The 12,159-nt window shown below is 68.7% G+C and carries 9 protein-coding genes and 2 pseudogenes; 3 read left to right on the top strand and 8 right to left on the bottom strand.

The features are described from left to right. Positions 1–312: 312 nt before the first annotated feature. Positions 313–786, top strand: a complete 474-nt coding sequence (locus OG607_RS03820) for a DUF5990 family protein (protein WP_405718720.1) — start codon at positions 313–315, stop codon at positions 784–786. A gap of 128 nt (positions 787–914) precedes the next feature. Here the strand turns inward: OG607_RS03820 and OG607_RS03815 are convergent, their stop codons facing one another. Further along, positions 915–1,202, bottom strand: a complete 288-nt coding sequence (locus OG607_RS03815; protein ID WP_405718718.1) for an alpha/beta fold hydrolase — start codon at positions 1,200–1,202, stop codon at positions 915–917. A 36-nt stretch (positions 1,203–1,238) separates the two neighbouring features. After that, a pseudogene (locus OG607_RS03810) lies at positions 1,239–1,625 on the bottom strand (TetR/AcrR family transcriptional regulator); the annotation flags it as partial. Positions 1,626–2,173: 548 nt separating this feature from the next. Between OG607_RS03810 and OG607_RS03805 the strand changes: the two are divergent. After that, a complete protein-coding gene (locus OG607_RS03805) occupies positions 2,174–3,040 on the top strand; it encodes an alpha/beta fold hydrolase (RefSeq protein ID WP_405718716.1) in 867 nt (288 codons plus the stop codon). A gap of 300 nt (positions 3,041–3,340) precedes the next feature. On the opposite strand, the pseudogene OG607_RS03800 reads toward OG607_RS03805, so the two are convergent. Continuing rightward, a pseudogene (locus OG607_RS03800) lies at positions 3,341–3,908 on the bottom strand (TetR/AcrR family transcriptional regulator). 73 nt (positions 3,909–3,981) lie between these two features. Beyond that, a complete protein-coding gene (locus tag OG607_RS03795) occupies positions 3,982–4,449 on the bottom strand; it encodes a winged helix-turn-helix transcriptional regulator (protein ID WP_405718713.1) in 468 nt (155 codons plus the stop codon). A 91-nt stretch (positions 4,450–4,540) separates the two neighbouring features. Here OG607_RS03795 and OG607_RS03790 point away from each other — a divergent pair, with 91 nt between their 5' ends. Continuing rightward, positions 4,541–5,041, top strand: coding sequence for a PaaI family thioesterase (locus tag OG607_RS03790; RefSeq protein WP_405718710.1), 501 nt, complete (start codon positions 4,541–4,543; stop codon positions 5,039–5,041). A 73-nt stretch (positions 5,042–5,114) separates the two neighbouring features. On the opposite strand, the gene OG607_RS03785 is transcribed toward OG607_RS03790, so the two are convergent. From OG607_RS03785 to OG607_RS03770, 4 genes are all read right to left on the bottom strand, one after another. Then, positions 5,115–6,182: an alkene reductase gene (locus OG607_RS03785; protein WP_405718707.1), complete on the bottom strand. Its 1,068-nt coding sequence runs from the start codon at positions 6,180–6,182 to the stop codon at positions 5,115–5,117. Positions 6,183–6,423: 241 nt separating this feature from the next. Further along, positions 6,424–8,616: a SpoIIE family protein phosphatase gene (locus OG607_RS03780; protein WP_405718704.1), complete on the bottom strand. Its 2,193-nt coding sequence runs from the start codon at positions 8,614–8,616 to the stop codon at positions 6,424–6,426. 97 nt (positions 8,617–8,713) lie between these two features. Then, on the bottom strand, positions 8,714–10,603 hold the full coding sequence (locus tag OG607_RS03775) for a propionyl-CoA synthetase (protein ID WP_405718701.1): 1,890 nt from the start codon (positions 10,601–10,603) through the stop codon (positions 8,714–8,716). A gap of 183 nt (positions 10,604–10,786) precedes the next feature. Further along, positions 10,787–11,698: an alpha/beta hydrolase gene (locus OG607_RS03770; protein ID WP_405718698.1), complete on the bottom strand. Its 912-nt coding sequence runs from the start codon at positions 11,696–11,698 to the stop codon at positions 10,787–10,789. Between the last annotated feature and the right edge of the window lie 461 nt (positions 11,699–12,159).

Genomic DNA, 12,159 nt, shown 5'->3' with positions numbered 1-12,159 from the left:
AAGTCTTTGTCCAGTACCTGCCACTTCATGGGGGTGGCGTGTGGCGTCAGGCGGCGAAGCCGGTGCCGGCGACGAAGCGCAGGAGCGGGCCGAAGGCGGGGGCGGCGGGCAGGCCGGTGAAGTGATCCGAGGCGGCGGGGGTGGACTTCAGCCTGTCCGGCCGGGCACATGAGCGTCCGTGGCCTGATTCATGGCAGACGTCATGTGCACCCCCGCCACCGTCGGTGCCTTGTCCCTTGCCTCACGCTGTCAGTGCCGTCGGCGACGATGTCAGTAATGCCCCTCGTGTCGCGCACTCTGAAGGAGATGGCCATGAAGACCGTGGAGACGTTCACCGTTCGTGTGATCGGGCATCACCTGCCCGGCATCGAGTGCGCCGGGTACCGGGGCGTCCACGTGGCGCTCCAGGTCGGCAAGGACCCCGTCTGTCCGGTGCCCGGCGACGCTGAGCGGGCGGTGTTCACAGCACTGATACGCCTGTGCCGGGCGGAGGGCGAGCCGCCGGACTTCGCCGGGCCGGCGGTCCACGGCCGGAAGGGCGTGCGATTCCTGTATCTGACGTGGGGCGAAGTCTCCCGCGACGGCGCCTTCACCATGTTCCGCCGCGCCAAGCTGCATCTCACCGACATCCCCGAGACCGATCTGCTGCAGGCCGCGACGACTGGTGCCACCGTTGAGGCGGAGGTGTCATTGACCGGTGCGGACGGGACTCCGCTGTGCGCGTCCGTCCACCCGCCGCGCGTGCGCTGGCAGCTCGCTGCGCCCGCGCCCCAGTCCTCGTCCTAAGGCGAGACTTCGGGCAGCCGGCGCGCCAGGTAGGGGCCCGGCCCCGGAGCCGGGCAGGCCCAGGCGGCGCAGGGCGAGGCCGTCGGCTCGGCGGCGTGAGGACCCGCTCCAACGACAGCTGCTCAGGTTCAGGACTCGAGGAATCCAAGCGCCCTTGTCACGAATTCATCGTGGTACTGGAAGATTCCCCCGTGTCCGGCATCCGGGTAGAGGGGGACGAGCTCGCTCTGGGGCAGGCGTGCGGCCAGGTCGAGTGTGTTCTGGCTGGGCACCATCCGGTCGTTCTCACCGTTTGCCACGAGGACCGGTTGGCGAATGTCCGACAGGTTCGACGGTGCCTGGCGGCCCCATCGTTTGATGGCCTTCAGCTGGGCGCGGAACGACGGGCTCGGTCGGTGGATGGCAAGTAGGTCCATTCCTTTCAGGGGTGCTGCATCCGTCGCGGACGTACGTCAGTTCGAGATCCTGGCGTGCCCATGCTCGACGCCCAGCAGTGCGAGAGCGTTGCGGATGCCCTGCTGGAGGAGCTCATCGGCGAGCCGTGCGTCGGCGAGGGCTCGGGAGAGCTGCAGCGTCCCGGCCATCATGGCGTAGGTGCTGAGCGTCCTGGTGCGGACCGAGAGCGGGTCGTCGGGTGCCAGGCGGGATGCGATGCCGTCGATGACTGTCAGTACGCCGTCGGTGTACGCCTGCTTGGTCGGGTCCGTGCAGTGCCCGATTTCGTCGAGCAGGGCGGCGGAGGGGCAGCCGTCGACGGGGCTGTCGCGGTGCTGGGTGGACAGGTACCACCGCACGATCTGTTCGAGCCCGGCGTGGCCGGGTGCCGCATGCGCGACGATGTGAAGAACTCCGTCCCCGCTGGCCGGACGCCTCAGTGTGCTGCGCCGCGTCGTTCCCGCCCGGGCTTTCGACAAGCAGATCCGCAAGTTCAACAAGCTGGCCGGCTGACGCCGCAGAACTTGCGGACGCGCCGGCCGTGCGCGTCGTCGATGCGTACGCACGGCGCAGCTGAGTCCCGCCCGCTTGGCGGAACGTCAGGCAACCCGTTCGGCCATCGGCGCCGGTGACCAGTTCAAACGCCCCGTTGATCCCCGCCACGGCAGGGATTGGTCGAGACCATTGACGGGGTTGATTCGCGATTCCGGCGATGATGTCATCTCGTTCGCCGCACCGCCTTGCGCCCGCATAGAAGTACGGTCATACTTTAATCATCGACGCGATGCTGAGGGGCTCGGCCGCTCAGGGTTCCGACTCCCATGGCCTTTGACCGTCGACTCCGCTGACTGCAACCGCAGCCGGGAGACGCAGGTAGCTGCTCTGCGCCCCCTCCATGAAGGAGGGGTGGCCCGCGCGGCTCGCAGAAATCCCCACACCGAAGGGCACGACCGTGAATGACTCACAGGAAGTACGAGGCGACGTGGTGACGTCGTACAAGAACGCGCCGACCCGCACCGTCACCGCCGGGGGAGTGACCTTCGCCTACCGCGAGCTCGGTCCCCGGTCCGGAGTCCCGGTGGTCTTTCTCAATCATCTCTACGGGGTCCTCGACAACTGGGACCCCCGGGTCGTCGACGGCATTGCCGCCAGGCACCGGGTCATCACGTTCGACAACAGGGGCGTCGGCACTTCCAGCGGTTCGACGCCGCGCACCATCCAGGAGATGGCGAAGGATGCCGTCACCTTCATTCGGGCGCTCGGACTGGAGCGCGTCGACATCCACGGCTTCTCAATGGGCGGCATGATCGCCCAGGTGATCGTGCAGACCGACCCGCAGCTCGTCCGCAAGCTGATCCTCAGCGGTACCGGTCCTGCGGGTGGCGAGGGCATCAAGAACGTGACGGTGTTGTCCCACCTCGACACCGTCCGAGCCCTGCTCACCTTCCAGGACCCGAAGCAGTTCCTCTTCTTCACCCGCACCGCCAATGGGCGTCGGGCCGGCAAGGAGTTCCTGGGCCGCCTGAAGGAGCGCACCGCCGACCGGGACAAGGTGATGTCCCCCATTGCGTACAGCAATCAGCTCAAGGCCATTCACCGCTGGGGCCTGGAGAAGCCCCACGATCTCTCCGTCGTCCACCAGCCCGTGCTCGTCGCAAACGGTGACAGCGACAGAATGGTTCCGTCGAAGAACTCGGCCGACCTGGCCCGGCGCCTGCCGAACGGTGAGTTGGTGATCTACCCCGACGCCGGCCACGGTGGCATCTTCCAGTTCCACCGGCAGTTCGTGGAGACGGCTCTCGAGTTCATCGAACGGTAGTGGGCGTGCAGTGCGAGGCACCCGTTCGAAGTCGCTGACCTGCCTGCTTCCCGGTCATCCGGCGATTGCAAGGTACGGCGAGACGGTGAAGCCGAGCCTGGGGTGGTGGACGCCTCGGTCACTCACAGGCGGCAGTGTCGGCGAATCGTCCAGTCCTTCAGTGGGGCGAAGGCGTGCTCGACGCAAGAACGGGCCTCGCGGCGTGGGCGGTTGTGTGCCTCCCGCGCAAGTCGGCCGTTCGGCCCTCGTGCCCCCCGCCTTCCGGCGATTCCGTCGTGGGGCGGCCGTAGGCTTCTCCCCTCACCTCATGAAAGTGAGGGCGTTCTCGATTCCCTGTTCAAGGACCTCATCGGCGAACTTCCGGTCGGAGAGGGCGCGGGACAGTTGCAACGTCCCCACCAACATGGTGAAGAGCCCGATGGCCGTGCCGCGAGCGGACTGCGGATCCGCAGGTGCCAGGCGGGCGGCGATCTCCTCCACGATGTCCCGCGTGCTGTCGGTGTAGGCCTGCTTGGACCCGTCCCCGCAACGCCGATCTCGTCGAGCAGGGCGGCCGAGGGGCATCCGAGGCCGGGGTGGTCCCGGTGCTCAGGGGACAGGTATTCGCGAATGACGTCCTCAAGTCCCGGGCGGCCGGGACGCAGGGTGCCACCTCGTGACCTGCGCGCAGGTCGTCGGCCACGACATGGGCGACGAGGTCGTCCTTGGACTCGAAGTGGGCGTAGAAGGCTCCGTTGGTGAGCCCGGCATCCGACATCAGCGTGGAGATGCCCGAGCCGTCGATGCCGTCCTGCTTGAACCGGTGGCCGGCCTTCTCGATGATCCGTTGCCGCGTCACCTGCTTGTGCTCCTTGGCGTAGCGCACCACGAGCTTCCTCCATTGGCTCCGTAAGGCCGTTGCCTCGTACCCAAGTCCAATCCATAGCCTGACGCACGTAATGCTATGACAGAAGTCGGGCGCCGGGTCCCAGCCGGGCGGTGACTTCCCCGGGGGTGAGGGTGACGTGCTCCGCGGAGCACTCGACGACGACGCGGACCGGCGCGTCGCAGTCGGCGTGGCGAATGTCCAGCACGGGGCCCTCGGGGCCGAGGGTGTACGTCTCGCCCCACTGGGTCAGTGCCATCAGGACGGGCCACAGGTCCCAGCCCTTGCGGGTCAGGCGGTACTCGTTGCGGGAGCGGCTGCCCGGCTCCTGGTAGGGGGCGGTCTTCAGGACGCCGGCCGAGATCAGCTTCCGTAGGCGGTCGCTGAGGACGGCTTCCGACAGGCCGATGTGGCGGTGGAAGTCGTCGAAGCGGCGGACCCCGTTGACGGCGTCGCGCAGGATCAGCAGCGTCCACTTCTCTCCGACCACGTCGAGCGTGCGCTGGACGGGGCAGTTCTCCGTGCTCGCCTCAAGCCATTCCATCCCACCATCCTAGAGCCTGGCTTCGTCATTGACAGTCAGGTGGCTGGAAGCTAGCTTCGCCTGTAAAAGTCAGATCGGGAGGCACTCAGTCGTGGGACGAACGCGTACGTATCAATGGGAAGATCCCGCGATCCTGGCGGAAGCCGCCGGACGCATGGCCGGCATCGACTTCCTGCGCGAGATACAGGCGGGGCGACTGCCGGGGCCGCCCATCAGCTACGCCTTCGACTTCACCCTGGACGAGGTGGAGCCCGGCAGGGCGGTCTTCTCCCTGGTGCCGGGGGAGGAGCACTACAACCCGATCGGCAGCGTGCACGGCGGCGTCTTCGCCACCCTGCTCGACTCGGCGGCGGGTTGCGCCGTCCAGTCCACCATCCCGCAGGGCATGGCGTACACCTCACTCGACCTGACGGTGAAGTTCCTGCGGCGGATCACTGCGGACACAGGCAGGGTGCGAGCCATCGGAACGGTCGTCAGCCGAGGCCGTCAAATCGCCCTCGCCCAGGCGCAGTTGGTCGACGGGACCGACCGTTTGCTCGCCCATGCCACCAGTAGCTGCCTGATCTTCCCGGTGCCTCCCTCCCAAGGGTGACCCTCAGCGCCAACCGATGGGGAACGGCTGCGGCGCCCGAAGTCGGTGATTCCCTCGGGCGCCGGGCCCTCCCTCAGGCGGCGTGGGTGGGGTAGTCGGTGTAGCCGGCCGCGCCGCCGCCGTAGAAGGTGGCGGGGTCAGGGGTGTTCAGGGGTGCGCCGGAGCGTACGCGCTCGACGAGGTCGGGGTTGGCCAGGGCCATGGTGCCGACGGTGATGACGTCGGCCAGGCCGTCTTCGACGTCCTTGACCCGGGTGGGGATGTCGGCGCCGCCCCGGTTGAGGATCAGTGTGGTCGGCCACAGCTTGCGGAGGGTGGCGAGGAGCTCCTCGTCGCCGCCGTGGCCGATGTGCAGGTAGGCGAGGTTGAGCGGGGCGAGGGCGAGCAGGAGGTGCGGGTAGAGCTCGTGGGGGTCGCTCTCCGCGAGGTCGTTGATCTGGAAGGGGTTGCCGGGGGAGATCCGGATGCCGGTGCGGCTGGCGCCGATCTCGTCGGCCACGGCGGTGGCGACCTCCACCGCGAAACGGATGCGGTTGTCGAGGGAGCCCCCGTACTGGTCGGTGCGCTGGTTGGCGCTGGGGAAGAGGAACTGGTTGACCAGGTAGCCGTTGGCCCCGTGGATCTCGACGCCGTCGGCGCCGGCCGCGATGGCGGCTGCGGCGGCGCGGCGGAAGTCGTCGACCGTGGCGGTGACTTCTTCGGTGGACAGTTCGCGGGGCTCCGGCATTTCCTGGAGGCCGGACGCGGTGAACATGGTGCCCGCCGGCTGGACCGGGGAGGGGGCGACCGGCTGCCGGTGGTGGGGGGTGTTGTCGGGGTGGGACATCCGTCCGGCGTGCATGAGCTGGATGATGATGCGTCCGTCGGCCTTGTGTACGGCGTCGGTGACCTTGCGCCAGCCGGCGATGTGTTCCTCGGTGTAGATGCCGGGGGTGAGCGTGTAGCCCTGTCCGTCGGCGTTGGGCTGGGTGCCCTCGGTGATGATGAGGGCGTGCGAGGCGCGCTGGGCGTAGTACTCGGCGTTCAGCTCGGTCGGGACGCCGTCCGGGGTGGCCCGGCTGCGGGTCAGGGGGGCCATGGCCAGCCGGTGCGGCAGGGGGATCTCCCCGGCGAGGGTCGGGTTCCACAGGGCGTTCGACATGGGTGATTCCTCAGGTGATGGGTGGTGGATCGCCAAGGGGCGGGGCGGGCGCCGGGCTTTCCTGCCTCTGAGCCCGATGACGCACCCGTCATGGCCCTGCCGGCCGAGCTGGCGTCGGCGCGATCTGTAGAATTACATTCATAATACTATGTTGCGGCGTGGGTAGTCACAAGTGGGATCCCCGGGGTGAGTCGGTTCATCGGCCGTCGCCGTCGGCATCCCCCGTACCTCGCGCGGAACCTCACGCCGGAGAGGACGGGACTTCGGCAAGGGAGGCCGGAATAAGCTGGTCCGCCCAGATGACCTTGCCTTCGCGGTTGTGCCGGGTGCCCCAGTTCTCGGTGAGCTGGGCGACGAGTAGCAGGCCGCGGCCGCCCTCGTCGAAGACCCGGGCACGGCGCAGGTGCGGGGCAGTGCTGCTGGCGTCGGAAACCTCGCACGTCAGAGCGGATTGGAGGATCATCCGCAGGTGGATGGGGCTCTTGCCGTAGCGGATGGCGTTCGTCACCAGTTCGCTGACCACGAGCTCGGTGGTGAAGGCCATTGCTTCCAGACCCCAGGCGGCCAGCTGATCGGATGCCTGGACGCGGGCCTTGGAGACGACTGCCGGGTCGCTGGGGAGGTCCCATGTGACGACGTGATCGGCGTCAAGAGCGCTGGTGCGTGCCACAAGGAGGGCGACGTCATCCGCGGGGCGGCTGGGCAGCAGTGCGGACAGCACTTCGTCGCAGGTCTCCTCGAGCGACGCCGTTGCCCGGGCGAGAACGTCGCGCAGCAATGCGAGGGCGGTTTCGATGTCACGAGTGCGGCTCTGGACGAGGCCGTCTGTGTACAGAATCAGCCGACTGCCCGGTGGCAGTTCGAACTGAGTGGTTTCGAAGGGAAGACCGCCCAGGCCCAGGGGCGGGCCGATCGGCAGCTCCGGGAAGTCGACCGCGGCGGATGCGGCGGCGTCGTCGTCAGCGGCCGGGGGAGTCACCACGGCCGGTGGGATGTGTCCGGCGCTGGCCAGGGAGCACGTGCGGAAGACAGGGTCGTAGACCGCGTACAGGCAGGTGGCGCTGATCTCGTCCGTGCCCTGTTCCTTCTCGCGCTGCAGGCGGATGACCACGTCGTCAAGGTGTGTCAGCAGTTCGTCGGGCGTCAGGTCGATGTCCGCCAGGGTGCGGACGGCCGTCCGCAGCCGGCCCATGGTGGCCGCGGCATGGAGTCCGTGACCGATCACGTCGCCCACGACGAGTGCGACGCGGGCTCCGGAGAGCGGTATCACGTCGAACCAGTCGCCTCCCACGCCCGCTCGCGATCCGCTGGGCAGGTAGCGCGATGCCGTCTCGACGGCGGACTCCTGCGACACGTGCTGCGGCAGGAGGCTGCGTTGGAGGGTGAGCGCGGTCGAGCGTTCCTGGGTGTAGCGACGGGCGTTGTCGATGTTCACCGCTGCTCTGGACGCGATCTCCTGGGCCAGAAGCAGTTCGTCGTCGTCGAAGGGGTCTGCCGTTTGACGGCGGACGAACTGTGCGAGTCCCAGCGGGCTTCCGCGGGCCCACAGCGGGACCAGGAGCATGGAGCGCAGGCCCAGGGCACGCAGGGCGAGCTCGTGGTCCGCCGACATCGCCAGCGATGTGGGGACGTCGCCGGCGGTGATGCGGAGCCGGAGGGGCTGTCCGGTGGCCAGTACGCGAGCCGGCTCCGAGCCTTCCGGGTAGGTGTGCGTCTGCCCTGTGGTGACTGCCGGGTCCGGACAGCCGTCCGAGACCGCCTGGGCGATTCGGCGGAGCGTCGCGGGACCGGCCACCGCGTACGCGCCCTCCTCCTGGAGGGCGGAGGAAAGGAGGTCGACGGTGACGAGGTCTGCGAGGTGGTCGGCACCGACGTCCGCCAGTTCCTGCGCGGTGCGGGTGGTGTCCAAGGTGGTCCCGATGCGTGTCCCGGCCTCGTTGATCACGATCAGCCGCCGCTGCAGCCAGCGGTCGCGTTCCCTCTGGTATGCCGCGACAGCCTGTTCCGCCGTGCGATCGACGTATTCGAAGGCCATCGCGCTCAGGGTGACCGTCGTCGTGTTGATCAGATCCGGGGACCCGGCGACCCGGGCTGTTTCCGTGTAGAGCTGATGCAGCAGATCCGCGTGGACGAGCCGGTAGACGCGAAGGAGCTGGCTGATCGGCACCCCGTGCTCGGCGAGTCGGCAAGCGAACTCGATGGCGGCGGGTGGCGTCCTGACCTCGGTCATATCAAGGCCGCGCTCGAGGAAGTCCAGAACGGCGGCGATGTGTTCGGACAACGCCACTGGCGCCACGGCGGCGATGTCCTCGTACTTCCACACCTCGGGGAGCTCGTGGAGCAGGTGTTGCAGCACCACGTCGGCCAATTGATCCGCTCGGGGTGCGAGGCCCCGAGCGAGATCGCTGAGGAAGGCATGGGCGTCGGTTCCCATAGTCAAAATGTACCCGCACCCTGGTCGACGGGCCGTGTCCCGCGGAGTCCGGTGGACGCGGCTCGCCCACCGTCGGCACAGACCGTCTGTCCGCTGTTCACGGGGTGTGACCCGCGCGGCGGAGAACAGGGCGAAGGGCCTCGATGACGCCGGGGTCGTCCACCGTGGAGGGGATGGGCTCGTCGTGGCCGTCGGCGATGCCGCGCATCGTCTTGCGCAGGATCTTTCCCGAGCGGGTCTTGGGCAGAGCGGCCACGACCGTGACGTCCTTGAGGGAGGCGACGGCGCCGATGCGCTCGCGTACGAGCTGGACGAGTTCGGCCTCGATCTCGCCCGGTTCGCGGTCGATGCCGGCTTTCAGGACGACGAAGCCGCGCGGGACATGTCCCTTCAGGGCGTCGGCCACGCCGATGACGGCGCATTCGGCGACGTCGGGGTGGGCGGCCAGGGCCTCTTCCATGCTGCCGGTGGACAGCCGGTGCCCGGCGACGTTGATGACGTCGTCGGTGCGGCCCATGACGAAGACATAGCCGTCCTCGTCGATGTGGCCGCTGTCGCCGGTGAGGTAGTAGCCGTCGTAGGCGGAGAGGTAGGAGGCGACGTAGCGGTCGTCGTCCTTCCAGAGAGTGGGCAGTGCGCCGGGCGGCAGGGGGAGCCGCACGACGATCGCACCGTCCACGCCCGCGGGCACCGGCTCGCCCGAGGCGTCGAGGACGCGGACGTCCCAGCCCGGCAGCGGGCGGGTCGGGGAGCCGGGCTTGAGGGGAGCGGCCTCGATGCCCACGGGGTTGGCGACGATGGGCCAGCCGGTCTCGGTCTGCCACCAGTGGTCGATCACCGGGATGCCCAGGAGAGCGCTCGCCCAGTGATACGTCTCGGGATCGAGGCGTTCACCGGCCAGGAAGAGATAGCGCAGGTGGGAGAGGTCGTAGCCGGCGGTGAGCGCCCCCGTCGGGTCCTCCTTCCTGATCGCCCGGAAGGCGGTGGGTGCCGTGAACATGGTCTTGACCCGGTACTCGGCGGCGACGCGCCAGAACTGGCCCGCGTCCGGCGTGCCGACCGGCTTGCCTTCGTACAGGACCGTCGTGGCGCCGGCCAGCAGGGGCGCGTAGACGATGTACGAGTGCCCGACGACCCAGCCGACGTCGGAGCCGGTGAACATCGTCTCGCCCGGGCCCACGTCGTAGACGGCTCCCATTGACCAGTGCAGGGCCACCGCGTAGCCGCCGCAGTCACGCACGACTCCCTTGGGTTTTCCGGTCGTTCCGGACGTGTAGAGGATGTACAGGGGATCGGTGGCGGCGAGCGGAACGCAGTCGGCCGGCGGCGCGGCGGCGACCAGGTCGCCCCAGTCGAGATCGTCGGGCCCCAACTCGGCTGACTCCTGCGGGCGTTGCAGGATCACACTCTTCTCCGGCTTGTGGACCGCGAGCTCGATCGCCCGGTCGAGCAGGGGCTTGTACGCGATGACACGCTTGCCCTCGATGCCGCAGGAGGCCGAGACGACCACCTTGGGGGCCGCGTCGTCGATGCGGAGGGCGAGTTCGCGCGGGGCGAACCCGCCGAAGACGACCGAGTGGACCGCGCCGATACGTGCGCAGGCCAGCATCGCGACCACGGCCTCGGGGACCATCGGCATATAGATCACCACCCGGTCGCCGTGCCCCACGCCGAGCTGCGCGAGGCCTCCGGCGAAGGCCGCCACCTCGTCCCTCAGCTGTGCGTAGGTGTAGGTGCGGTGGGTGCCGGTCACGGGGGAGTCGTAGATGAGCGCGGGCTGTTCGCCGCGGCCGGCTTCGACGTGCCGGTCGAGCGCGTTGAAACAGACGTTGAGCCGCCCGTCGGGAAACCAGCGGTAGAAGGGTGCGCCTGAGGCGTCCAGGGCGCGTTGCGGAGTGACATCCCAGTCGATGCCCTCTGCCGCGTTCAGCCAGAAGCTCTCCGGGTCCTCGGTGCTGGCGTGGAAGACATCCTCGTACGTTCCCATCGCGCACTCCTTTGTGGCATCCAGGGACGGTGGTGGGGCTGCGTGCGAAACGGTGTCGGACACAAGTACCGCATGCCGGCTGTTATGGTCGAGCAGCACGCCGGAGGCCGGCGGACCGGTCACCGGCATCGCGGTGGCGCGGCGGCCGAGCTGTCAGGCTCCGCCGTCAGGTGCGGCTTCTGCTCACCTGCCGAGGTGCTTACGGAGCCACTGGCCCATCTGCTGGATTGCCTGGTCCACCTCGGGTACCCGCCCGGCGCCCAGGACGAACGAGTGCTGGCCTTCGGGCAGCGGGTGGACTTCGGAGGTGACCTTGAAGTCCGCGAGTCGGCGGCCGAGCTGGGCGCCGTCGTCGGCAAGGGTCTCGTACTCGCCGTAGTGGACGGTCGTGGGCGGCAGGCCGGTCAGATCGGCGTTCACGAGGCTGATCTGCGGGTCGGAGAAGTCCACTCCGGGCTCCTGCAGCCAGGCTCCCCGGAAGAGCTCGAGGGTGCTCCTGCTCAGCATCTTGTCGTTGTCTTCGTTCGCGTCCACCGACGCGTTCTGGATGGTGAGGTCTGTCCATGGAGAGACGCTGACGATCGCGCCCGGGGTCGCCTCGCCCTTGGCGAGCAGACGCAGCGGGAGCATCACCGCGAGGGTTCCGCCGATCGAGTGGCCCGTGCTGCCGATGTTCCGCGGCTCGTAGCCCTGCGAGAGCAGCCACCGGTAGGCCGTCTCGGCGTCGTCGAGTTGGGCGGGGTAGGGATGTTCGGGCGCCAGGCGGAAGTCCACGACGAGGGAGCGGGCTCCGGCCGCCTTCGCGATGTGGCCGGCGGCCTTGCGGTCCGAGTACATCGAGGCGGTGACCGATCCGCCGAAGTGGAAGTGAAGTAGCGCCTTGTCGGGGTCGGCGCCCTCGGGGATGGCCCACAGGGCGGGGACGCCGTTCGCGTCCACTTCGGCGTAGGTGACGCCTTCCGGCTCGGTCGACGCCTTGTGGTTGGAGTCGACGATGTCGCGGATGACGGCCAGGTCGAGGCCGGGTGTCGACGACTTTGCGCTCACGCTCGCGAGGAACTCGGCGAACTCGTGTGCCTCTGGGCTTACTCCCATGGTGGTGCTCCTTCTCGGACGGGTGCCGTGCGGGGTTTCCCCCGTGGCGGCCGGGGTCGATGTGCTGGTCATGACACTATTGGCTGAGTATAGGAAAGTAAACGTAGGTGAGTTGGAGTCGCCCCCCTCGGATGTGCGGAGGCCCTTCTCGGGGCATTGGGCATGGCCGGGTCGGGCGGGTGTCGGTCCGGTCGCAACTTGTGGACCGGACCGCCGAGGGGGCGAGCGGGATGAGTGCGTGCAACGCGCCGGTGGGCCGTGCCCGCGATGAGCAATCCTGGGGACTCTGTCGCCGGGTCCAGGCTTGGCCGCGGTGCAGTCGCGTGAGGCGGTGAGTGAGTGCGGGCGCGACGGCCGGGCGACAACGTGCCCCGCCTGGATCGCGCGGGATGCGCCTACCTCGGGCGGCCGTTCCGGCGGGCCTGCCGGAGTGTCGCGCAGCTGGTCAAGCCGGCGAGCCC

It is taken from the genome of Streptomyces sp. NBC_01537 (assembly GCF_045040445.1).
In the GTDB taxonomy this organism is placed as follows: Bacteria; Actinomycetota; Actinomycetes; order Streptomycetales; family Streptomycetaceae; genus Actinacidiphila.
The sequence above is the reverse complement of the archived record's forward strand: the minus strand, read 5'-3'. Positions and strand labels throughout refer to the sequence as shown.

Excerpts from the sequence above, each read along its gene's own strand:
- OG607_RS03815 (WP_405718718.1), bottom strand. The coding sequence starts at position 1,202 with ATGGACCTACTTGCCATCCACCGACCGAGCCCGTCGTTCCGCGCCCAG.
- OG607_RS03795 (WP_405718713.1), bottom strand. The coding sequence starts at position 4,449 with ATGGAATGGCTTGAGGCGAGCACGGAGAACTGCCCCGTCCAGCGCACG.
- OG607_RS03820 (WP_405718720.1), top strand. The coding sequence starts at position 313 with ATGAAGACCGTGGAGACGTTCACCGTTCGTGTGATCGGGCATCACCTG.
- OG607_RS03770 (WP_405718698.1), bottom strand. The coding sequence starts at position 11,698 with ATGGGAGTAAGCCCAGAGGCACACGAGTTCGCCGAGTTCCTCGCGAGC.
- OG607_RS03775 (WP_405718701.1), bottom strand. The coding sequence starts at position 10,603 with ATGGGAACGTACGAGGATGTCTTCCACGCCAGCACCGAGGACCCGGAG.
- OG607_RS03785 (WP_405718707.1), bottom strand. The coding sequence starts at position 6,182 with ATGTCGAACGCCCTGTGGAACCCGACCCTCGCCGGGGAGATCCCCCTG.
- OG607_RS03780 (WP_405718704.1), bottom strand. The coding sequence starts at position 8,616 with ATGGGAACCGACGCCCATGCCTTCCTCAGCGATCTCGCTCGGGGCCTC.